Below are 22,000 nucleotides of genomic sequence, written 5' to 3'. Positions count from 1 at the left end.
GGTTCATTGTCCGGCCAAGCACGAAGCACAACATCGATTCGAAGAACATCCAGATACGATCCTGACTCTGTTATGATGAAGCCGGGGATTTGGGCGGCTAAAGATGAATAGGGAAATCAAGCGCTTCGGACCCGTGGTCGCGGTTCTCTTGCTCTGTCTGATGCTGTTCGCTGGCACTCTCGAGGCGTACACCGGGGGTTGGCAGGATGGCGATGCCGATTACGATTGCGGAACGTCCTGCCACCAGGGAGCGCTGAACCAAGGGGCGGGGACGATCGACATCGACCTGGACAAGACATCAGTCCTATCCGGGCAGGCCCTTACGATCACGATCAACGTCACCGAGACACAGCTGGGATCCTCCAGCCTGATCGGGGTCTTCCTGCTGAGCTCGAGGAGCGGATCGAACGACCACCCTTCGACTCAGGGCTGGACCATATCCCAGGATCCGAAAGGTGGCACGGTCAACTATGTGGAGAAGGTGAGTTCCGGGCCCGCGGAGACGGTCTCCTTTACGTGGACCCTCAATGCTCCGACGGCCTCGGGCAACTATGACCTCTTCGTGAGGGTACACCACGGTAGCATAGCCAAGAATCCCCTTTGGGAGGACTACGCGGGAACGATCAGTGTCGAGGTAACACCACTTCCGACCGGCACGCCGGAGATCCACCACCAGGCCGTGTCCATCGGTTACATCGGCGAGAGCACTCCGATCGACACCCACGTTGTCAACGCCACGAGGGTCGAGCTTCACTGGCGCGTGGCGGGCGAGATCCAATACAACTCCAGCGAAATGACGAACACCAGCGACGTCTCCGGCAGCGCGTGGAGGTTCGAGGGCTCGATCCCCGCATACAGTTCGGGCGTCCAGCTCGAGTACTTCATAGAGGCTCACAATGAGCTCGGCGGCGAACCTGTCACGGCGACGACGTCCGTGTACGCCATATCCGTCGAGGCGAGGCCCGTGCTACCCGACACAATGGCTTGGGCAATCCAGATCATCATTGTCAGCGAGGTCGCCCTCTTCGTGCTCATCATCGCCATGAGGCTGGGCAAGACCAGAGCGAAGACGGAGGACGAGCAAGATGGTTGACATGAGCTCCTTCCACTCCGTGACCATTGAACTCCACGGCGGAGCGCTAACGCTCGCAGCCGTTTGCATCGCGATCAAGGTCGTTGACATACTCTGGGGCAGATTCCTGGGAGAAAAAGGGGGCAGGCTGCGCCAGGGACTGAAGAAAGCATCGGAGTATTCCACACCCACGATACTGCTCGCGTCGATATTCGGCGTGCTCGGCCTGATACTCTCTGGAATCACCGGCTCCTACATGTTGCCCGTCGACACCGCGATGAAGTCCCCCATTTCCCTCAACAAGATAATGGTGGCGATCTTCGCGACGGAATTCTGGGGGGTCCTGATAGCAACGAACGTGATGTTCTGGGAAGGGGCGTGGAAGACCCGGGGGACCACCGTCATCATGGTCGCAAGCGGCGGGCTGGGCTATGCATTCTCGGTCATAGGGGGGAGCCTCGGCGGGACAATGGGGGGGAAGGTGAGCATACTCGAGCCCATGTGGGAGCTCTTGGGCGTGGACCTACATTCGTCCTGGGTACTCCCGCTGGAGATGCTCTATGCTCTGGTCGCCGTGGTCACAGTCGCAGGAATACTTCTCATCGTCTATTCTTCGAAGCTCGCCGAGCTCGTTGGCTCCGCACGCAAGGTGTCCGATCAGTGATGGCTCGCTCCGGGTTCTGGCGAAAAAAGAGGCCGCTATGGGCGGTCCGAGTCTCCGTCACCAGGCTGGCACATTCTGCAGATGTCGCAGAGCATCGTCTCCCTCTCATCATCCTCCAAGCCCTCGACCAGCCTGGCGGCCATCTTGGTTATCTTTGTATTGATGTCCGGGAATTCCCTTAGCACATTCTCGTCCCCCCTCCTCCCCGTGGTATACTGGCTAACGGCGGCCTGAGTGACCCCGAGAAGCTCTGCGGTCTTGATCTGACTCAGACCGTATTCCCCAAGAATCCTGAGCGCGAGTTTGGCCCGGATGGTCGGGAGGATCTCCGCGACGATGCGTTCGCATGGCTGTTTTCCGTTGGTCATCTTCGGCTCAGATGCCATAAAGCGAATGCTCGTATATTATTGTTGAGCCTGGCATTATTGTCGGGTCGACCCATCTCTCAGCGCCCCGCTCGACGTATGGTTTATTACTGAGCTTGAAGATTGAGCCTACCTGATGGTCGATGGAACGGAGACCGAGGACACAGAGGACATCGCTGTCGAAACCAGGAACCTGACGAAGAAGTTCCGTTCGTTGGTCGCAATACGGGGTCTCAGCCTGAAGATCGCGCGTGGCCAGGTCACCGTCCTCTTCGGACCCAACGGGGCGGGGAAGACGACGCTCATCAGGATAATCTGCACGCTCTCCCGCGCGACGTCAGGTGACATTCTCATCGATGGACTGGACATCACGAGCAACGGGAGGCAGGTGAGGAAGAAGATCGGTGTGGTCCTTCACGATCCTCTGCTCTATGACGACCTCACGGCCGCGGAGAACCTCAACTTCTACTGCAGGATGTACGGAGCGCCCGAATCGCGAGTCGACGAGCTCCTGAACCTCTTCGGACTGAAGCACAGGAGGAACGACAGGGTCGCCATCCTCTCTAGCGGCATGGTCAAGAGACTGTCGATTGCCAGAGCGATGATACACGACCCTGAGATCCTCATCTTCGACGAGCCCTTCTCAAGCCTCGACTCCGATTCCATCGCGAAAACGATGTCCCTCATCGGACAGCTCCGTGACGGCGGAAAAACAGTCCTTCTCGCCACGCATCATCTCAGGGAGGGCTATCAGGTGGGCGAGCGGCTTCTCGTTATGAAGAAGGGCCGGGTTGTCTACGACGCGAGGAAAGCCGAGACGGGTGCAGACGAGTTCAAATCCGCCTATGACGAACTGACGGGGGCGGGCTCTTGACGCTCGGTGCCTTGAGGATTGCACAGAAGGACCTTAACATAGAGCTCAGAACGCGAGAGAGGATGACGTCCATGATTCTGTTAAGCCTGGTCATAATCCTCTCGTTCAGGTTCGCCCTCTTCGGTTTCGACATGGAACTGAGCGAGAACCCTCATCTCGTAGCGCCCATCCTGTGGACGACGATCTTCTTCGCCGGCATCATGGGTCTGGAATCCTCTTTCTCGTACGAGAAGGAGAACAAGTACCTTGACGGCCTTCTGCTCCTCCCGACGAGCAGATACTCGATATATCTGGGAAAGATGCTCTCCAATCTGCTATTCCTCATCGTTGTGGACCTCGTGACGCTCGTGTTCGTTGTCGCCTTCTTCGCGTACGATCCCGGCGGGTCATTCTTGACGTTGCTCGGGGTCATTCTCGTCGGCACGTTCAGTTTCGTTGCCATGGGAACGCTCGTTTCCGGGATGACCATAGCTGCCAAGACCCGCCAGTCGCTCCTGCAGATCGCTCTCATCCCCCTGATAGTGTTCACAGTCGTGATCCCTGCGGTCGCGGCAACTTCGAAGATTGTGTCCGAAAGCGGCGACGTGATGCCAGAGCTGAACATTCTGGTTGGCTTCGGAATCCTGAGCCTGCTTCTCGCCTATCTCCTGTTCGGGCATATCATGGAGGGCTAGCGTGGAAACAAGGAAGCTGATTGACTTTGTGCTTGTGCTCTTGGCGGTGATATTCGTCGTTGCGACGGTTCTAGCGGCGTTCCACTACGCCCCGCTCGAACCCGTGGACGTTTCCACTGTCTTGTATCATCAGGATGACTACACTGGTGACGACATCAGAGTGAAAGGTGTCGTGCAGGATCTCATCGGGACCGAATTCGCCCTCGAAGACATCACGAGCGCTGTATTCATCAACGTCTCGTATGCGGGCTCGGGCGACCTTGACGCAGGGATCGTGAACGGAACCACCGTGTATGTCCTGGGAAGACTGGAGCCCGATGTCGGCATAGCGGCCAGAGAGATCGAGATAGCGGATGACCCAGACGAGCCCGCGGGCTGGAGATCGCCGTACTCGGCCAAGATATTCTACCTCCACGTTCCAGCCGCCTGGACCTCGTTCCTGGCCTTCGGGGTCGTGCTCGCTTGCAGCGCAGTTTACCTCTGGAAGGGCGGTCAGAAATGGGACACCTGGGCGCTTTCGTCCGCCGAGGTGGGTCTGGTCTTCTGCTCTGTCGCCGTCATCTCCGGGGCACTCTGGGCCAAGGCAGAGTGGGGCTACTACTGGGACTGGAACGATACGAAGCTCTTCTCGACATTCGTCCTGTGGCTGATCTTCATCGCATATGTCGCCATAAGAGCCGGGGCGGTGAGACATGAGAGCATCCCCAGAGTCGCTGCAATCTTCGGCATACTCGGCTTCGCGGCGGTGCCTATCTCCTTCCTCTCGTCGAGAATCTGGACCAGCCTCCATCCGAACGTCGTGGCGACATCTCAGGGTCATCTCTCTGCCGAGGCGGGAGCGGTTCTCATGTTGGGGGTCGTAGCTTTCACGCTCGTATACGCGACACTTTTTTCTAGGCGGATTGCTATCGAGAGGTCAGTAATCGAGATTGAAGGAATCAAAGAACAGCTGGAGGACGCAGAATGATAGGGGTTGAGCAGTTCTACTGGGCCTATCTGGTCATCTGGGCAGGAATCGTTCTCTATGTGCTCTATCTCACGCACAGACAGAACAGGATAAAGAGGGAGATCGACTTGCTGAAGGAGGTCATGGAAATTGGAGGGAAGTAGGGAACCCCCGCAGGCACCGAAATCCGATGCGAAGAAGCGGCTCGTGCTGAAGATCATCGTTGTGCTTGCCATTGTTATCATTCTCGTGGTCATATTCCTGAGCTCCGCCCCCGCGGACCCCTATGACACAGTGGACAACGTGATGGCCGACCCCGCCAAGTACGTGGACAAGGAGGTCGAGATTAGAGGGCAGGTGACGGCTTGGTCTCAGACCAGCAGCACCTTCAATCTGACGGGTGAGACGTACTCGATAGTGGTCAGTTACATCTATGTCCCCGATGCCTTTGCGAACGGAAAGGATGTCGTTGTCACAGGGATGTTCCACCTGAACGTGAGCACTTACGAGATCGATGCAGACGACATACTCGTAGGATGCTCGTCAAGGTACTGAGGCAACCCCTCGGATTTCGGGCGGTAACGATGAAGAAAGCGGTCCTGATTGCCATTGTCCTGCTCGCTTCAGGCCTGACTCTTCTCTTCTTGATCGAGGAACCTGCTCCGGGCTTCACAGGTGCCGATGTCTACGGTCAAGACTTCACGCTGTCCGAGCAAAGGGGAAGGGTCGTCATCCTGAATTTCATGTTCACAACCTGCGATGCATGTAAACAGGAGATCGGTGTCCTCAAGGACGTCCGGGGAGTCTACAGTGAGAGCGACCTGGTCATCGTTTCGATAAGCGTGAGTCTATCGGACAACAACGAGATCTTGCGAACTTTCAGAGAGTCTCAGGAGGCAAACTGGACCTTCCTGATGGATCCTGGAGATGTGACGGAGTCCTATGGAGTGAGGTCGGTGCCTCACATGTTCGTCATCGATGGCAGCGGGAGGATAGCATCTTCTCACTCTGATGTCTTGGGCGTGGAGGACGTATCCAGCCTGATCGACAATGCGAGGTCTCAGGGCGACCCCATCGTGGTAATCATCCTCTCCGTCGCTCTGATCGGGGGTGCCCTCGGGATCTTCTTCTATCTCGGATACACAAAGAGGGGCATGATAAAGGAGCGACTTGTGGGCGGTCCCGGCGAGAGCTAGTCCTCCTCAGTTGATTCCTGTCTCCTGTCCGGATAGCCATAGAATCGGTACGTGAACACGGCGAACGCCAGGACTATGAATGCCACCCCGAAAAGGAAGACGCTCTCCTGGTATCTGCTCCCAATCGCCCTGAGGAGGGCGAAAGCGAACGTGCTTGCGGTCACAGCGAAGAGGACCAGTATCAGGACCGCCAGTGTCGGAAACTCGTCTTCTCTCGCCTTCATTCGCGTCCCTCACCCGTTTCCCTGCGGATCTCGAGGAATCTCAGGGTCCTCTTCTGCCTCCCGCTCAGCTTGTCAACGTTGTAGAAGATGGTCGCAATCGAATAGATACCGATCAACGTGATGTACGAGGAGACCAGCAACAGCGACAGGGATAGAACGTCAAATCCTTTCAGGAGCTGACCGCTGGCTTGAACCGCCAATGCCAACGAGATCCCCGAGACCACCAAGAGCACGATCGTGGACATCAGGACCCTTCTTCCGCTGGACATCTTCGCCTTTCCGCTCATCTAGAACCCCATGATCGTGAATGCTACCCACATGGCAATGACCGCCAGGACGATCAGAACGAACAACCTCCTCTTGAGAGGATGCGTTTCCTCGGATCTGTCCAGGAACGGGAGAGCCAGAAGGAAAATGACAAGAATCGTGAGGACGACCGTGGCGAACCAGGGAGCGATGCCTCTCATCATCTCCAGGACCCCAGCGAAGAAGACGTGCGGGAGGGCAAGTTCTTCGGGCCTGTAGATTGATGCAAAGATGAGGATGATTCCAGTGAAGAGGAATATGACGCCTATCTCCTCAACTAGATGATTGGGAAGGAAAGGTCTCCCTTCTTCGATAGCCTCGTCGGGAACCTCCTCCATCTCTTCAGTCATAGCGGACCACTTATCCCGTGCGTTCTTATGAGGTAGAAGTGGGAAAGAATGAAAACGAGCGTCACGAGGGGAAGCACTGTCACGTGCATCCAGTAGGCTCTCGTGAGGATGCCTTCTCCCGTCACTGATAGGCCGATGAACGTGTCAGTCACCCACGAGGTGAGCCAGCCGAAGGCTCCTCCTATCACGGGTATCGATTGTAGGCCATCAACGAGTCCTGCAAAGGACGTGGCTGCGAAATAGGACCTCTCATCCCAGAGAAGGGTGTAACCCGTCATGATGAAGGTGAACGTGAACACAAGCAGGAGAACACCGCTCACCCATGTGAACTCCCTTGGGTTCTTGTACGATCCCGTGATGAAGACTCTGAGGGTATGAAGGAGGATTGTGATGACCATTATGTTCGCCGACCAGCCGTGGACACTCCTGACGTAGAAGCCGAAAGGAATCTCGTTCGATATGATCTGGATGCTCCGTTGTGCCCTCAGAATCGAAGGCTCGTAGTGTGCGGACAGGAAGATGCCAGTGATGCCAAGGATAGCCAACGCCACAAAGGTCACGCCGCCCAGGCAGTAGACAGGATTGAGGGCATGCTTGGGAACCTTCCTTCCCTCGGTCTCCCGAATGAACTCCTCAAGCCCGGTCCTGGACAATATCCAGTCGCGGCTTCTTTTGAAGAGCCCGCCCAAGCGCGAGAGTATGGCGGAGAAAGGATTCCCAGCCTTCTCGGTCATAGAGCTATCCCTCCTTCTTCCTCATGTGGGCAATCAGCACGGTCGAGAGGACAAGTGTTGCGGAGACTGCGATAATCGCGAACGCAATGCCCTCGTCCGAGAGCTCGAACTCCGGGGATCCAGGTGTTGCCTGCATCGGCTCATGACACTCCAGGCACTTGGGATATGAATAGCCATGCTCCTGACCATGGCACCGTTCATCGTCGCAGGTCGTTCTGACGACCTGATGCTGAGTATGACACTCCGTGCAATCCTCTCCGCTGTGACCTCCATCTTGCAGTTTCTGGAACTCGGAGGAATGGCAGTCCTTGCAGAGTTCGTTCGATACGTTGTGTTTGAAGCTCGCGTTCATCGCCTCATGGCATTCAAGGCATTCTGGGTACTCGTACCCACCGCTGATCCACTCGCTGTGCTTGCGCCCATGGCACGTGTCACATCCATTGGACACGACGCTGTGATTCCCGTGGCAGTTCGTACAGTGCTGCCAGCTGTGCGGTCCCATGTCCAGCTCCACGGTCTCGTTGGCGTGGCAGTCCGAACAGAGGTGATTGGACACGTCATGCTTGAAACCAGTGGCGTGCGGATCGTGACATTCGATGCACTCTGGATAAGTGTAGTTGTGCTTGCGCCCATGGCAGAAGTCGCATTCCATGATTATCTTGAGCTCGGATATGACCGTCGGATCGTGGCAAGTCGTGCATGGCCTTCCCGCATGCTTCCCTCCCGCCAGAGTCTGGTTTATAGAGTAGTGGCAGGACGCGCAATCCTCGTCGCGCGTGCCAAAGAAGTCGTGTGACGGATCCGGCTCCTCCTTGGCGACATCTGTCTCAACGAGGACATAAGCCGCCACGAAGGCGAGTATCGTGAGGCCGGCAATGAGGAACCTCATCAGTCGGCGTCTTCCTTTCTCTACGGAGTCCCTGGGCATTTCCGTGAGGAGTATAACGGCGATTTAGCGGATAAATCTTATCCTAGACTCTGCAGGGAACGGGATCCTAGCCTCTTCTCTGGTCGATCTGCTTCATGATGTCGATCGCCCTTTTCTTATAGTCCTCCACGAGCCTCTGAAATGCGCTCTCGGAGATCTCCCCCTCATCCCGCTTCCTCTGCAGGCCCTTGATGGCCCTGAGCAGCTTCTCCTTCTCGCCCTTGAGGGCAACGATTTCCGGGTCCTCTTGCTGCCCCTCGACCTCGTCGAGCTCGCCCTCGTACTTGCTCTTCAAATCCTCGTAGAACGGCTTGGAAATGTGACCTGCGGCAAAGGTCGCCTCCGCCTCCCTGAGCGATTCGGCGATTTCCTCTCTTCGCCCCTTGACCGCCTCAGGTCTTTCGCTGGGTTCCTCGGTCTCCTCCTTCTCCTCAGGTTCCCGGCTTCTCTTCCACATGAAGACCAGGACGATTGCGGAGACGATCAGCACGACGATTGCTGCCAGAATCCATAACGGAAAGCCTTCCCCAACCTCTTTCTCCCACTCGATGACGACCTGCAGGCTATCTCCCGCCGATGGGGATGCGATTATTTCGTGGAAGTCCGCCTCGGATTCGCTCCAATCAGGATCGAATATGTAAATGGAATGCAGCCAGTCAGGAAGTGTCCACAGAGGGTGATGGATGTGTGAGTAGTTCGCAGGAGAGGAGACGGTCGAGCCGTCTCTGGAGAAGAGCCACAAGCTGTAGTCCGTGACGTTGTACAAGAAGCTCTGCTCGTACGTAGCGGACTTCTTAACGTCCCCGGAAGGTTCCAGATACAGGATGTAGAGGAACTCCATCAGCATCTTGTGTGGTGGCAGTTCGACGACAAACGTGAGCGTCCTCGTCTCATTTGGCTCCAGGTCCACTGTGTCAATCTCAGCAGTGTCATTGCGGACGTGCGCTTCCCATCCGAGAGGAAGCCCATCCACAGAGAAAGATACCGTCTCATTCCAGAGAGACTGGCTGGTGACGTTGATCAGATGGCTTGCGGATATCACGGTCTGGCTCGCGGAGAGCTGCACGGCGTCCATCCGCTCATCGCTCGCGTTTATCCTCAGTCCCTGCCCGGAAGGCGTGGAGAATCGCGACTCATTTCCCCATCCGACGGTGATATTGACAGGAACGGAATGCCAGGAGGTCCCGTTCCCATTGGAGGCATTGAGAACAAGAGTCGCATTCTGTCCGAAGTACGATAGCGTCTCGTTCTCCTCGAAGGCAGTGAATGCGATCACGTTCTCATCGGTCACATCCCGTGAGAAGTCATAGCATTTGTAGCCAGTCATGTCGACTCTCCTCATCACCGTGGTCGAGGAATTGTCCCCGCAAGCCATTGAGATCACCCGTGACCTCACGGGTAGCCAGGAGTGGAGAGTGTCGTTGAACTCAGATTCCCCCGTGTTGTTGAAGTAGGCCCTTTCAACTACAAGGAAAGCAGTGTTGTTCGTCATCTGGACCATGTCGATCTCGTGGAGGTCTACTACGATTCCAGCGTCCGGTCCGTCCGCGCTCGCCGTGTGCCACGGTGGGAAGGCGAACGAAGAAAGCAGACCCAGCACCACAAGAAACGCAACCGTCCGTCTCATCAACCATCCTCCAACGTCAGCAGCTCCCTTTCCAGCATATCCTCGTATTCGCTGTCCTCTCTCAGAGGAGGTTCCTCTTCGGTCACTTTTCTGTCTTTTGTCGGCCAACGGTCAGAACCGACCCTTGTCACGATGCCCGTTGCCATTATCCAGGTCCCGCTCCAGACGAGTCCCACGAGCGGAACGAACTCGACGGCTATCCTGATGGCGCTCACACTCGAACTTGAGAACTTCTCGGTGATGTTCTTCTGGGTGTTCACATTGATCCACCCATCGTTCATCGTGAAGAAACCGATCACTATGAAGTAGACGTCGACAGTATGTTCAGAGTGAACGAATACATCGGATGTGTATGTGCCACTGCCAGTTGGGTCAGTTGTCCGCCAAACCATTGTCAGGGTCACGGGGGCGATTTCGCCGCTCGAATCCGAGAGGCGAAGGATCACCTCGACGGTCTCGTACCGTTGATTGAGGTCGGCGTCGAATCCTCTCGATTCGACTATCTCAAACCCGTATCCCTCGGGCATCTCCAAGGTCTGGCCTGCAAGCAGGATTTCGTCCCCATGCATCGAAGGAAGGAACGTGCTCGTGGCATATCCTATGATTAGCAGCGCAGCTCCTACGTGGATGAGATGCGCGCCCGCCGTCATAAGCGGCCTTCTTACTGCCTTGCTCCACGATGCAGATCTGGAGAAGCCCTTCGACTCGATGAAAATCAGTGCGAGGGCGATTGCTGAGAGGACGGTGCCCGCAAGGAAGCCGATCGAGAGGATTCCGAGAATCCCGCCAGCAATGGCAAGCCGAATGTCCCCTCCTCTGAGAGTGCTTATGCCCGCGATGAACGGAACGACCGAGGCCATGAACCCGCCGATCAGCAAGGGAAGGCTGGTCTCAAAGCTTGCCGGACCCAACCAGATCCTGGATGGACCCGACCCCCACATGACCATCCCAAGGATGGATGCGAATATTAAGAACAGGCCCGCGAGCTTCGCGTTTCGACTCGTGTCCTTCTTCGACGAGACCTTCACTATCTTGTATCCTGCGGTCGCGAGAATGCCCAAGGAGATGGGGATGTAGACGAAGAAGTATGGGTTGGCGAAGACGACGAACCCAAAGACGGTTGCGGCGACTATCAGGCCCACGACGTAGAAGGAGAATCCAGGGCTCACGTGTCCCCACGACAGGCAAAGTATGAGGATCGCGCCAAGCGGGACAATGACGAGGGGAAGACGACTCTCGAAGCTCTCTGGCCTCAGACTGTTTATGCCCTGCATCATGAGGAGGAAGGTCGCCACGAACCAGACGGAGAGAACGAGAACCGTGACCATCATCCAGGAGTCCGCGGAGAAGATGGGCTTCTTCTCCCTCTCCACCTCACCCTCCGAGGTCATGACGACCCAGATGAACGGGCCGCCAACGAGAAGGAAGAGCAGAATCCCGAGACCGAGCAGCAGATTGCCGAGGCCGAGCGCCCTCGATACATCAAAGACGACCGACAGGAATCCCGCCACATCCAGTGCTATCGGGATGAGAAGCGCCGCAAACACGAGCATGTACGCGTAGCCCACGAACCTGGAGTCCTTCTGGCCTCTTTCCGTCCGCAGGAACCTCCAGAGGTAGAAGATCAGTCCGATCAGGAGCGCGAAGAGCAACACGGAGAGGAAATAGGCACTCTCTGGCGAGGCTTCGAGGACGTATATGAGTTTGTCCGCAGGATTGACTGGGACCTGACCACCGCCGCCCGCAAACGAGTGGACGGACTCGACATAGCCGCTTCTGGTCTCGAACGTGGTGAACAGCACGAGCGAGAAGCTCACGATCCCCAGCAGGGGGGCCAAGTTCCCGTAGGACCCCTTCCTCCGGTTCATGAAAGTCGCGTGGAGGAAGGCCGTCAACGCGATCCAGGGGATCAGATTGGCTGTCTCGACCGGGTCCCATCCCCAGTAACCGCCCCAGCCGAGGACGGTGTACGCCCAGATGGCGCCGATGATGATGCCGAGAGTGATGAATAGCCAGGACGCACGACCGAATGTCAGGGCGTCAAACGTCCATCTCTTGTCATTCGATGCGAGAACGGCGATGCTCGCAGCAAACAGAATCCCGCTGAACGCGTAGGCCGCGAACACAATGGGGGGATGGATGACCATGAGGGGCGTTTGCAGGAGCGGGTTCAGGCCAAACCCGTCTGGTGCAGCGATGAGATTCAGATGCGGCGTCGGTGCAAACATCTCCAACCTAAGAACTATGAAGACGAACGTCACGAGCAAGGCGCTCTCTGTGAGGAACAGCCAGTCCTGGAACCTCTCCGATGAACGCTTCTCCTTCGGTCTGAAGTTCCGTATGGTCACTTGAATGAGAACGAACAGGGAGGCGAAGAACGCCCAAAGGAATATGGACCCCTTGCCACCTGCCCAGACCCCCGCGAGTTTGTAGAACCACTCGTGATCTGTCGCTGAGTACGAATGCACGTATTGGATGGTCATGTCCGACGCGAGGAAGCTGTACATCAGAAGGAAGAACGAAGCGGAGACGAAACCGAAGGCGGTCAGTGAGAGGATCCAAGAGATCCTGGAATCCAAGTCCGGCTTCAGAAAGAGCCTGAGCAGTGTGATAATCACCGCAAGAATCCCAACCGCGAAGGCTGCCCATAGTAGAACATCGCCGACATGCATCCGTTATCCTCGTGTGTTCTCGGGTTTCCGTCTTCCCTTTCGTTCGTCCCGCTCTATCAACTAGAACGCCCGCTATCTCAAACAGAGAAACGCAGCGCCTTTTTCGAGTTTATACTTGGCACCTATTTTAACATTGCGAGATACTGGAACTGTCCTGGCCAGCACGAGAGGCCATCATGGGAGTATCACCTTCATCTGGAGGACGATCAGCTGCAACACGCGTGAGGAAAAGTCTAATATCTCGGACCAGCGGATGTATATTCAGATGACGGACTATCTCGATGAACTGGAGGCGACGAAGGGTCTTCCTGACATATTCGAACTCGTGAAGAAGGCAGTTGAGCTGGAGCTTGGGAAGACGAGAGCGGGTCTGATGCTCGGTCTCTCCGAGCTCGGCGGGACGCGCTCCGGCTGGATCGGCGCATATTACCCAGTGTCATCCAACATCATAGTCATGAACAAGACATCCCTCAGGCTGATCGAGAACACGAACCCATCACTGCTCAAGTCCTATTCATTCCACATACTGCTTCACGAGTACCTGCACACGATAGGGATAATCGATGAGAGGAGGACACGCCTGAAGGCCGTGGAGATCAGCAGGAGGCTGTTCGGGCCCGATCATCCGACGACAAAGATGGCTGAGGACATCACGCAGTTCTTCGATTACATTGTGTATCCAGTTTTCGGCTGGATTCCGCCGAAGCAGTCGGAGCTTGAACTCGTTGAGGGCTTCGACAGGTCGAGCGTGACCTATATCACATAGTTTCGGGAAGCTTTATTTCGGTCCTCGCCATCCGTCTTCTCATGTTGCGAATCGGGGAGGTCATGAAGACGAACATCGTCACGATTGATGAGAATGGAACGATTGACGAGGCCTGCACGCTCATGGGGGAGAAACACATAGGAAGCCTTGTCGTCACTCGGGACGGGAAGCCGGTCGGGATATTCACGGAGAGGGATTTCCTGTCCAAGGTCGTGTGCGCGGGAGTCGATGCATGCAAATTGAAAGTGTCCGAGTATATGTCCGAACCGCTCATAACGGTGAACCAGCGATTCACCGTAAGGGAGGCGGCCAGGATAATGAAGGACATGAAGATAAAGCGACTTCTGGTCGCAGACGGAGAGGAGATCGTGGGCATCTTCACAGCCGCGGACCTTGTCGAAGTGATAGCTGAGACACCTTTCGATTTCTAGGAGCAATGAGACCATGGAAAAAGTAGTGTGCGAGATTTGCGGCAAGCAATTCGAGATGAGCGAGTACGAGAAGAAGCTCAGGAAGTGCCAGTGGTGCGGGAAGACCATCTGTTTTGACTGCACACACTATATGGGCTCGAAGAAGGCGGGTCTCTCCAAGGACTACATCGACGTGATACGCGTCTGCACGGAGTGCCAGCCTAAGGTCAAGGAACAGGCCGGCTGAATCTCCTTCGACAACGTTTCTCCATCGCCATACGGGTCTAGCCCGAGAGCTCGGCCATGACCTGCGGGAATGCGCGAGCGAACTTCTGACACTCCTCCTCGGGAAGGGAGAACGAGGCCCTGACGAACCTATTACCGAACCGCTTGCTCACGTAGTTGCCGGCCCTCAAGAAGATGCCATGCTCGAGCAGGAGCTTCTCCTGGACCTTCTCCGGGTCCGCGCCAGTGTTGCCGATGTCGATTATGAACATGTTCGTGTATGACGGGTAGACTGGAAGGAATACCCCGGGAATCCTTTCCACAGCCTCTTTGATCGTCGCCTGGTTCCTCCTGCAGATGTGGACGATGCCCGATATCCACTGGTCCTTCGTCTGGAGAGCGGCAAGGGCCGCCCTCTGTGCCAGGATGTTGACGGAAAGCGGGTTGACGTTGTACTTCACAAAGGACTTCATCAGCTCGGGCTCAGCCAGGGCAGCCCCAATCCTCATTCCCGCCATGCCGCAATTCTTCGAGAAGCTGTACACCAGTATCGACTTCTCCGGGTAGTAGTCCGACGTCACGTGATGGTCGTCCGAGAAGTCTCGGTACGTGATGTCGTCCAGGAGGTACAGGTCGTTGTCCTGCGCTATCTCCGAGATCGCTCTCACCTCGTCGCCCGTGTACGCCGTCCCCAGGGGGTTGATCGGATCTATGAGCAGGATCATCTTTGTCTTCTTGGTAATTGCCTCGTTCACCCGCTCAGGGGTCATCTTCCACGGATCGGAGTATATCGGCATCTCGATCGTCTTGGCGTTGCAGAGGCTGACCTGATGATGGATGGGCAGGAAGCTCGGGTCCGACGCGACGACCTCGTCTCCTCGCCTGAGAAGCGCTCTCGTTATGACGTAGAGGGCCTCGATTCCGCCGTTGGCCATGAGAACGTCGTAATGGGGGGCGCCCACGTCCTCCTTCAGAGCCTCTGGAAGCCCAAAGAGACCGTTCTTGTAGGGGTACAGGGCGTATTCCCTTTTCCGGACCGCCTCGTTGAGGGCCTCTTGTATCGCCGGGGTCGTGGAGAGGGTGTTCGTGTTCTGACTCATCCAAATAATCTTGTCCCTGTTCTGGTGGGAATAGAGGAATGGTTCCATGTTAGTCACCTAATCTGGCAAGCACACGGAATCACTTCGAATCTAAATCCTTTGCGGTGAAAACATCGGGACAACACACTCAGAAAGACACAAACAGAGCTTCAAGAGAAGCAAATAACAGAATATAGGACTTCCTTCAATCCCTTGAGAACTGAGACCTAGGATATGGAGGATTCCAAGAGGACAGTTTGCAGAGTCACGAGAGAAGAGGTGCTTGAAGAATGCTCGAAAGGTTCAGATTGCGAAGAAAGAAAGGGGATTCGAGAAAGGCCCCATCAATGAAAGACTGGCCGAGTCACATCGTCACACTTAGTGACAGAGATCTCTCGGATTTCATTGGAAAATACCCGCTCTCGGTAGTGGACTTCTGGGCACCGTGGTGCGCTCCCTGCAAAGTCATCCTTCCAAGGCTTAGGCTTCTATCGAGGAAGTACGCGGGTAGCGTGGCATTTGGAAGGCTCAACATAGAGAAGAACGAAGATACTGTGGAGCGATATCGCATTAAGACCATTCCTAATCTCGTCTTCTTCAGTTATGGCAGAAGAATCCTCAGTGTTTCAGGCGTGAAAGCAATGGGAGATATCGCCAGGAAGATAGACGGAATGCTGGTCGAATACAAGGAGTGATATCTGAAGTCCTGTCACAACTTTGTCTACTGGGCTCTTGAGTAGTTCCAGTGGCAACCGTTCCCCTTCTGGTTTCTTCTTGCATAGTCCTAGGAACGCGAAAGGAGGGCAGGGGTCGGCTCTCTCGACGCGTTGGAGCCACGCCCCTTCAGCTGACCGCACATCCCAAGAGGAAGCATAAACCTTATGAAACCAGCGGCTTATTCGCACAGCGCGGGCTCATAGTCTAGCGGTTATGACGTCACCTTGACATGGTGAAGGTCGGGAGTTCGAATCTCCCTGAGCCCACTTCCGCCCCTTCCCAGCTGAGGGTCGAGGTTTTATATGCTCTCGTCTACTTCCGATAATCTGCGTGGAGGAATCCAGAGGAACACATCTTGCGATTCGGGGCGAGTGAGATCGAATCCACACGTATCGAACTAAGGTGCTCAGCCCGCATGGCAGGAGTTGGCCACGATCGCATCCATACCTGGATGGGACCATGAGAAAGGAAGAAGACCAATCAGCAAACCGAACCCGCTCAAAGGCAGCTTCGTCAAGGGAACTAGCACCGTCACTTCCCTCTGCACCCGAAATGCCGAGCATCCTGGTGAATCCCGCCAGTGATCCTTTCCAGTTTGTGAGAAACGGAGGAAAGAAGATGGTGAATTTCACCGTCACCAACTTCTGCGAAGCAACCTGTGTCTATTGCTCATTTCACAAACAAGAGAAGAAAAAGATTGTCTCATTTGATGAGGCGAGAATGGCAATAGACTATCTTGCCGAGGTCAACACGGGGGTTCTGTCTCTGACTGGCGGGGAGCCGCTTCTCAATCCCGAGCTTCCAGAGATCATCGAGTATGCGAGGAGTAAGAACCTCATCGTGATCACTGGGACCAACGGTAGGCTCCTGACAAGATCCCTGGCAGAAAGACTACATGACGCTGGGCTGAATGCCATCTGGATATCCTACGAGAGCAACGAGAGAGAGGATTTCGAAAGGAACAGGGGCATCCCAGGGCTCAGTCAGAAGATTGCACAAGAGCTGAAACACCTCAAAGAGGCCGGAGTGAACACTTTCGCGATAGCCCTAATAAACAAGTCGATAACAGACATACCGAAGTTCGTCGAGACGCTTCTTGACCTCGGCTTCGACAAGGTCAAGTTCGATTATCCAATGAACTTCGAACTCGCTTCCACGTACAAAGGCTGGAGCGACTCACCGCTCCTAGCATACTCTGGGATGGAGATGGAAGAAGTAATCAGTGATATTCTGAAGGTCAAGGCCCAGGGGAGAATCAAGGTCATCAACCCCTTGGGAGGGCTTCTGGGTGCAAAGGACTTCTACAACGGAAGAGTGCCTGAATTCCCATGTTTCGCCGGGAAATACATTCTATACCTTGATGCTAACCTCGACATATACAGGTGTCCGGCGCTGAGTGAGAAATTGGGTTCGGTTGGAGACAATATAGAATTCGGCTGTAGGGACTGCAACTTGTGCTACTACCAGGGGGCCAGGGATTTCGGTTCGTTCTACTACTTGCTTGATACTCTCGAGCTCTTGCGTCGGGGAATCTGGAAAGGAGAAGCCATCAACGGGCTGCGACGGTTGGACCGAAGATTCCTGAGGGCCTTCTTGGATGCTGACGACCTACGGAAGAGTGGTGTACAATGAGCATCAAGCAGTTCTATTGCACAGGACTCGTGATCCCCCTGAGCACATCTTCCATGAGCATGGTCCTCTCAATTCTCTTCATGAACACGATCTCCATCCTCTTGTTCGTCTGTGTCTACGTGACTACCTACGCATTCTATGCCATTGACAGCGTAGTGGGGATTGAAGTGGACAAAGTCTCGCATCCCGAAGGGAGCCAGTTCTTGCGCAAGCATCGCACGGTGATGTGTGCGACAATCCTGTTGGCCATCGTGGCTTCCATTTCTATCTCTGTACTGGTTTCTCTGCCTATCGTGTTATTGGTGGCGATAGCACCCGTGATTGCATTGCTGTATTCTGGTCTGCCTATGAGGCACCAGACGGGGAGGGCCTTTGGAATCAAGAGGGTTCCTCTCCTGAAAGATGCGTTCATCGCCGCAGGATGGGCATTCCTTCTGCCCTTCACCTTTCTATTCCTGAGTGTGCCCATGAAGCCTGAACATTGGCTCTTCGCCGTACCGTTTTTCTTGAAGCTCTTCGTTATGGCCATCATCTATGATTTCAAGGACATAAACTCGGATAGGAAATCAGGGGTCAGAACGCTTCCCATCATGATTGGAGAAGGTCGCACTAAGACAATCCTTCACCTTCTAAACTCCATTGCTACCGTGTCGATTCTTGTCCTGGTAGGTCTAACCGCGATTCCACTCCTAGGATTGGTATTCATCCCGGCGTTCTTCTATCAAGGCCTGAACATCCACTTGCTACACAGGGATGCTCCGGACTGGGTATACTATGTCTTGGCTGATCTGGAGCAGTTCTTCTGGCTGGTCTTCGTCGTAATATGGGGGTTGTTGCCTGGGTCTGTATAGGCGACTCAAGAACCTCCATATGCTCTGGCAATCCACTGCCCCGAAGATGGTCTTCTTTGCCATAACGAGCCACTGCGATCTCTCCTGCACTACCTGTCGATTCCCCCAGATACCAGTGGACGAAAGGAAACATGTGGATTATGACGCCTCGCGAAAGGCTATTGATATGCTAGCAGAGAACGATGTCAGATTGATATCCCTAACAGGCGGTGAGCCACTCCTGCACCCGAGATTCCTCGACATTTGCAGACATGTGGACAGCAGGGGGCTGATGATATCCTACATCGCCACCAACGGACTCCTCCTGGATGATAGGATTGCCAGAGAACTCTCGGGATTGAACATCAACATCGTAGGTCTTTCCATGGACATCATGGATGAAAACGGTGTTGGCAGGACGCGAAGCTACAACGTGAGAAAGGTGGTAAGAAGGGCTAAGGAGGTTCTTGATCGTCATGGCATCAAGTGCTATGCAGGTGTTCTACCTGGAAGGAGCCCCGAGGATGTGAGCGTGCTATTGGACCAGTGCAGGGAAATGGGATTCTCCAAGGTGATATTCTCGTACCCTCAGTGCAGAATGTCCTCCTCTTACAGGGCTGCTGCTGTGTCCGTGGACACCGACATCGACTCGCATCAGATGCGAGAAGTCGTCCATGCCATCAAAGAGGAGAAGAAGGCCACCACCAAACTTGGCATATTCAACACCGATGTGAATCTGGACGAGTTCCTGAAGGTTCACGGCGGGAAAGACTCGTCCTACGGTTGTCCAGCCGGAGAAAGGCAGTTCTACTTGGATTGGAACCTTGACCTTTACAGATGCTTCAATGACGGCATGTTGTTCGGGAACATTCTTGATCTGGGCAATCTTGACTTTGACTGCGAGAGTTGCCAGAAATGCACCCAACAGGCCTTCAGGGACTATGCTAGCTTCTACAGGGCCTACGATTTTCTGGATGGGCTTCGCAAAGGCTTCATTTCAGGCGACGGCAAGAAACTCAGAGTCCTTCTCTCGGACGGGGACAACTATCGGGCAATGCGCTCCCTCATGGAGGCCTACCTGGGGGGATTCGTCTGAAAGTCTCCCTATTCACCATGAACGGCGGGAACGGTACTGTGAGCGCCTCTTTGGCTTTGAAGGAGTGGTTCGAGGGCAAGGGTGCGCAGTGCTCCGTGATTGATTTCATGAAGGAGACCAATCCATTGGGATCTCTCCTTGCAGAAGTGTACAATTCCCTTCTCAAGGGCGACTTGCGTCTCGCTTCATGGTATATGGAGGTCGCCCACATGTTCCCCCTCAACAAATCCGCCCCCATCAATCTCCTCTCCCGCAAGAGAGTCCTCAAGCTGCTCGATCGAGAAAAGCCTGACATCGTCGTTCTCACATGCCCATGGATCGTGGACCCTCTACTCCTAGCCCTGAAGGGAGATGCCCCCAGGAGGCCCAGGATCATCACCGTGGTCGTGGACCTTGGGGAAGGCATGACACCATCTTGGTTCAATGAGGATGTTGACTTCACTGTGCTGCCGACGTTCCAAGCAGAGGAGTATCTCAAGAAGCATGGCCTACTGGAAGGGCGATATGAGGTAATGGGTATGCCCCTGACCCCCCGCTTATTCGATGGCAGACCCTCAAGAGAGGAATCCTTGGAGGCGCTGGGCGCCGAAGCACCTCTGTGCACCGTGATGGGCGGGAGAGAAGGAGGAAGAAACTCCCTGAGGATCGTGGACACGCTTCTCAAAGAGAACACTGAGGCAGACATCATGCTGCAGTGTGGCAGCAACAAGGAATTGGCCAAGGCTGCATCCCGACGCAAGGGGGTCCACGTGGTTGGCTTTGTCGAGTCGATTGTCCCCCTCTATATGGCCTCGGACGTTGTGGTCACCAAGCCAGGGGCGCTGACGATTTCCGAGCTGATTGCGCTAAGAAGGCCGTTCATTCTTGACACACATCCAGTGGTAATGCCCCAGGAGAGAGGCAATGTGAGATTCGTGGGAGAGGAAGAGCTGGGCTTGATTGCAGACAGACTTGCAGACATCCCGAAGATGGTGAAAAGGATCCTTGGGGGAGAGACGAGCTTCCGATCCATGGACATCTACGGCACCGACAAGATAGGGGATATGATAATGAGTGAGGGGTCACCGTGAGGCTCGCTGTCACTGGAGCATCGGGATTCATTGGCGGCAGGCTGATGGAAGAGCTAGCGGGCAAGAATACAGAGGTAGTAGGGATATGCAGAAGCAGATACACCAAGGGAAACGTCCTGGACAGGAGCTATCTTCGTGAGGTCCTGAGAGATGTGGATTTGGTGTATCATTGCGCGGCTGTCTTGGGCGGTGGCCACAAGAAGAAGGAGTATGAGGTCAACACCAGGGGCACGGAAAACGTGATCGAGATTGCAGTTGAGAATCGGGTCAAGCGCTTGGTGCATCTTAGCTCTTTGGCGGTGCTCGGTGAGTACAGCGACCATCAGGGGGATTCTGAAGAGAGTCCCTACGCCACCCGATGGAAGGATCCCTACACCCCATCGAAAATCGAGGCAGAGAAGATCGTCCTAATGAGGAGGAAGGAGATTGAGGCGTACATAGTGAGGCCAGGATGGGTTTGGGGCCCAGGAGATGAAGCATCAAGAATGATGCTGGAGATGATTTCCAGTGGAAAGTTCCGGTTCATCGGGAATGGTAGCAATCTAACCTACTTCACCTACATAGACAATCTGTTATCTGTCCTCCTGAGACTGGGGGAGGTTGACGATGTAGTCTCAGGAGAAGTATTCAACATCACAGACGGTTACAGATTAAGCCTAAAGGAGTATGTCGATACAGTATGCCAGGTTCTGGGAAAAGAACCGGTCAGAAAGAGCGTCCCTGTTCCAATCGCCGAAATCCTTGCCTGGTTCACAGATGTTCTGTTGAGGGACCCGCACGCAACCCGACAGAACGTGGCGATAATGTCTCACGACCTGCATTTCTCAGTCGAAAAAGCAAAGACTCTTCTGGGATATGATCCAGACACAGATCTTGAGGTGCAAATCAAGGAGACTGCTCGACATTTCAAGATCCTTTAGAAGGTCTATCTATGCGAAAGCCAAGTGGTAAGAGGAGCTTTCAGGGGGATTGTAGCCCATGAGAATCCTCATGCTGTGCTCGCGATTTCCTCCTGCACCAGGAGGGACCGAGACCTACGTTCTAGAGCTCAGCAAGGAATTGATGAGAAAGGGGCATCAGGTCATAGTCCTTACATCGGACATGTACTGCGATACGCCCCTGATAAAGCAGAAGCATTTCAAGAGCGTGTTCGACGGTATGGTCAAGAGATTCTCCTCATTCACAGTTCCCGGAGAGGCGGATTTCCCGGTGTATCCAGGCATCGGGCTTCGAGCTCTTCGTGAGGAGGCAGATGTCATACATGCCCACAGCTACGGATGCTTCAACACCTTGTCTCCACCGATTGTAGGTAAGATCCGCGGCATAAGGACCGTCTTCACCCCTCATTTCCATCCAGACTACAGTGATTGGGGGGGCAAGAAGAGGATGTTGCTCAGGAGGATATATGATAGGACCTTGGGATGCTTCTCGGTCAATCTTGTGGATGATGTCGTTGTTCTTACGAAGTTCGAGGAAAGGCTCATGCGAGAGAGTGGGATACTTCGGCCCGGTACAAGGGTTCATTTGGTGGATTCGGGTGTTG

27 protein-coding genes and 1 tRNA gene are annotated in these 22,000 nt (G+C 54.8%); 19 read left to right on the top strand and 9 right to left on the bottom strand.

Annotated features, from left to right (window positions below):
- The first annotated feature begins 103 nt into the window (after positions 1 to 103).
- Positions 104 to 1,093, top strand: coding sequence for a hypothetical protein (locus LN415_05960; GenBank protein MCJ2556639.1), 990 nt, complete (start codon positions 104 to 106; stop codon positions 1,091 to 1,093).
- Positions 1,086 to 1,736 (top strand): hypothetical protein, encoded by a 651-nt coding sequence (locus LN415_05955; protein MCJ2556638.1) that lies wholly within the window; start codon positions 1,086 to 1,088, stop codon positions 1,734 to 1,736. The genes LN415_05960 and LN415_05955 overlap by 8 nt, the downstream gene beginning before the upstream one ends.
- Before the next feature lie 35 nt (positions 1,737 to 1,771).
- Here the strand turns inward: LN415_05955 and LN415_05950 are convergent, their stop codons facing one another.
- The gene (locus LN415_05950) at positions 1,772 to 2,122 is read right to left on the bottom strand and encodes a transcriptional regulator (GenBank protein ID MCJ2556637.1); all 351 of its coding nucleotides are present in this window, start codon (positions 2,120 to 2,122) and stop codon (positions 1,772 to 1,774) included.
- A 115-nt stretch (positions 2,123 to 2,237) separates the two neighbouring features.
- On the opposite strand from LN415_05950, the gene ccmA reads away from it, so the two are divergent.
- The 6 genes from ccmA to LN415_05920 are packed head-to-tail and all read left to right on the top strand — an operon-like array spanning position 2,238 to position 5,791.
- Complete coding sequence (ccmA, locus tag LN415_05945) at positions 2,238 to 2,975, top strand: heme ABC exporter ATP-binding protein CcmA (GenBank protein ID MCJ2556636.1); 738 nt, start codon at positions 2,238 to 2,240, stop codon at positions 2,973 to 2,975.
- Complete coding sequence (locus tag LN415_05940) at positions 2,972 to 3,649, top strand: heme exporter protein CcmB (GenBank protein ID MCJ2556635.1); 678 nt, start codon at positions 2,972 to 2,974, stop codon at positions 3,647 to 3,649. Before ccmA ends, LN415_05940 begins: the two co-directional genes overlap by 4 nt.
- A 1-nt stretch (position 3,650) precedes the next feature.
- Positions 3,651 to 4,616, top strand: coding sequence for a cytochrome c biogenesis protein (locus LN415_05935; protein ID MCJ2556634.1), 966 nt, complete (start codon positions 3,651 to 3,653; stop codon positions 4,614 to 4,616).
- Positions 4,613 to 4,759 (top strand): CcmD family protein, encoded by a 147-nt coding sequence (locus LN415_05930; protein ID MCJ2556633.1) that lies wholly within the window; start codon positions 4,613 to 4,615, stop codon positions 4,757 to 4,759. Before LN415_05935 ends, LN415_05930 begins: the two co-directional genes overlap by 4 nt.
- Positions 4,746 to 5,150 carry a cytochrome c maturation protein CcmE gene (locus LN415_05925; protein ID MCJ2556632.1) on the top strand — a complete coding sequence of 135 codons (405 nt, stop codon included), beginning with the start codon at positions 4,746 to 4,748 and terminating at the stop codon, positions 5,148 to 5,150. The genes LN415_05930 and LN415_05925 overlap by 14 nt, the downstream gene beginning before the upstream one ends.
- Positions 5,132 to 5,791, top strand: coding sequence for a TlpA family protein disulfide reductase (locus LN415_05920; protein MCJ2556631.1), 660 nt, complete (start codon positions 5,132 to 5,134; stop codon positions 5,789 to 5,791). Before LN415_05925 ends, LN415_05920 begins: the two co-directional genes overlap by 19 nt.
- Here LN415_05920 and LN415_05915 read toward each other — a convergent pair.
- The 7 genes from LN415_05915 to ccsA form a co-directional block, all read right to left on the bottom strand.
- Positions 5,788 to 6,015, bottom strand: a complete 228-nt coding sequence (locus LN415_05915) for a hypothetical protein (protein MCJ2556630.1) — start codon at positions 6,013 to 6,015, stop codon at positions 5,788 to 5,790. The genes LN415_05920 and LN415_05915 overlap by 4 nt on opposite strands.
- On the bottom strand, positions 6,012 to 6,302 hold the full coding sequence (locus LN415_05910; protein MCJ2556629.1) for a hypothetical protein: 291 nt from the start codon (positions 6,300 to 6,302) through the stop codon (positions 6,012 to 6,014). The genes LN415_05915 and LN415_05910 overlap by 4 nt, the downstream gene beginning before the upstream one ends.
- Complete coding sequence (locus LN415_05905) at positions 6,303 to 6,671, bottom strand: hypothetical protein (protein MCJ2556628.1); 369 nt, start codon at positions 6,669 to 6,671, stop codon at positions 6,303 to 6,305.
- Positions 6,668 to 7,405: a cytochrome b N-terminal domain-containing protein gene (locus LN415_05900; protein MCJ2556627.1), complete on the bottom strand. Its 738-nt coding sequence runs from the start codon at positions 7,403 to 7,405 to the stop codon at positions 6,668 to 6,670. The genes LN415_05905 and LN415_05900 overlap by 4 nt, the downstream gene beginning before the upstream one ends.
- Positions 7,406 to 7,409: 4 nt before the next feature.
- Positions 7,410 to 8,294: a hypothetical protein gene (locus tag LN415_05895; GenBank protein ID MCJ2556626.1), complete on the bottom strand. Its 885-nt coding sequence runs from the start codon at positions 8,292 to 8,294 to the stop codon at positions 7,410 to 7,412.
- A gap of 106 nt (positions 8,295 to 8,400) precedes the next feature.
- Positions 8,401 to 9,960 carry a hypothetical protein gene (locus tag LN415_05890; protein MCJ2556625.1) on the bottom strand — a complete coding sequence of 520 codons (1,560 nt, stop codon included), beginning with the start codon at positions 9,958 to 9,960 and terminating at the stop codon, positions 8,401 to 8,403.
- The gene (gene ccsA, locus LN415_05885) at positions 9,960 to 12,632 is read right to left on the bottom strand and encodes a cytochrome c biogenesis protein CcsA (GenBank protein ID MCJ2556624.1); all 2,673 of its coding nucleotides are present in this window, start codon (positions 12,630 to 12,632) and stop codon (positions 9,960 to 9,962) included. Before ccsA ends, LN415_05890 begins: the two co-directional genes overlap by 1 nt.
- A gap of 265 nt (positions 12,633 to 12,897) precedes the next feature.
- On the opposite strand from ccsA, the gene LN415_05880 reads away from it, so the two are divergent.
- From LN415_05880 to LN415_05870, 3 genes are read left to right on the top strand one after another with little or no spacing between them, the layout of a single operon-like run.
- Complete coding sequence (locus LN415_05880) at positions 12,898 to 13,398, top strand: hypothetical protein (protein MCJ2556623.1); 501 nt, start codon at positions 12,898 to 12,900, stop codon at positions 13,396 to 13,398.
- A gap of 41 nt (positions 13,399 to 13,439) precedes the next feature.
- Positions 13,440 to 13,829, top strand: coding sequence for a CBS domain-containing protein (locus tag LN415_05875; protein ID MCJ2556622.1), 390 nt, complete (start codon positions 13,440 to 13,442; stop codon positions 13,827 to 13,829).
- 13 nt (positions 13,830 to 13,842) lie between these two features.
- On the top strand, positions 13,843 to 14,055 hold the full coding sequence (locus tag LN415_05870) for an FYVE zinc finger domain-containing protein (protein MCJ2556621.1): 213 nt from the start codon (positions 13,843 to 13,845) through the stop codon (positions 14,053 to 14,055).
- A gap of 37 nt (positions 14,056 to 14,092) precedes the next feature.
- Here LN415_05870 and LN415_05865 read toward each other — a convergent pair whose 3' ends face one another.
- Positions 14,093 to 15,181 (bottom strand): pyridoxal phosphate-dependent aminotransferase, encoded by a 1,089-nt coding sequence (locus LN415_05865; protein MCJ2556620.1) that lies wholly within the window; start codon positions 15,179 to 15,181, stop codon positions 14,093 to 14,095.
- A gap of 221 nt (positions 15,182 to 15,402) precedes the next feature.
- Here LN415_05865 and LN415_05860 point away from each other — a divergent pair, with 221 nt between their 5' ends.
- From LN415_05860 to LN415_05825, 8 genes are all read left to right on the top strand, one after another.
- Positions 15,403 to 15,807 (top strand): thioredoxin family protein, encoded by a 405-nt coding sequence (locus tag LN415_05860; protein MCJ2556619.1) that lies wholly within the window; start codon positions 15,403 to 15,405, stop codon positions 15,805 to 15,807.
- A 215-nt stretch (positions 15,808 to 16,022) separates the two neighbouring features.
- Positions 16,023 to 16,095 (top strand) — tRNA-Val (locus LN415_05855).
- 193 nt (positions 16,096 to 16,288) lie between these two features.
- Complete coding sequence (locus LN415_05850) at positions 16,289 to 17,461, top strand: radical SAM protein (protein MCJ2556618.1); 1,173 nt, start codon at positions 16,289 to 16,291, stop codon at positions 17,459 to 17,461.
- 53 nt (positions 17,462 to 17,514) lie between these two features.
- Positions 17,515 to 18,312 carry a UbiA family prenyltransferase gene (locus LN415_05845; protein MCJ2556617.1) on the top strand — a complete coding sequence of 266 codons (798 nt, stop codon included), beginning with the start codon at positions 17,515 to 17,517 and terminating at the stop codon, positions 18,310 to 18,312.
- A 46-nt stretch (positions 18,313 to 18,358) separates the two neighbouring features.
- On the top strand, positions 18,359 to 19,387 hold the full coding sequence (locus LN415_05840) for a radical SAM protein (protein ID MCJ2556616.1): 1,029 nt from the start codon (positions 18,359 to 18,361) through the stop codon (positions 19,385 to 19,387).
- A gap of 50 nt (positions 19,388 to 19,437) precedes the next feature.
- Positions 19,438 to 20,457 carry a hypothetical protein gene (locus LN415_05835; GenBank protein ID MCJ2556615.1) on the top strand — a complete coding sequence of 340 codons (1,020 nt, stop codon included), beginning with the start codon at positions 19,438 to 19,440 and terminating at the stop codon, positions 20,455 to 20,457.
- Complete coding sequence (locus LN415_05830) at positions 20,454 to 21,377, top strand: NAD-dependent epimerase/dehydratase family protein (protein MCJ2556614.1); 924 nt, start codon at positions 20,454 to 20,456, stop codon at positions 21,375 to 21,377. Before LN415_05835 ends, LN415_05830 begins: the two co-directional genes overlap by 4 nt.
- 58 nt (positions 21,378 to 21,435) lie before the next feature.
- Positions 21,436 to 22,000, top strand: a 565-nt coding sequence (locus LN415_05825) for a glycosyltransferase family 4 protein (GenBank protein ID MCJ2556613.1), incomplete at its 3' end; no start/stop codon positions are given.

Source organism: Candidatus Thermoplasmatota archaeon (genome assembly GCA_022848865.1).
Classification (GTDB): domain Archaea; phylum Thermoplasmatota; class Thermoplasmata; order RBG-16-68-12; family JAGMCJ01; genus JAGMCJ01.
The sequence above is the reverse complement of the archived record's forward strand: the minus strand, read 5'-3'. Positions and strand labels throughout refer to the sequence as shown.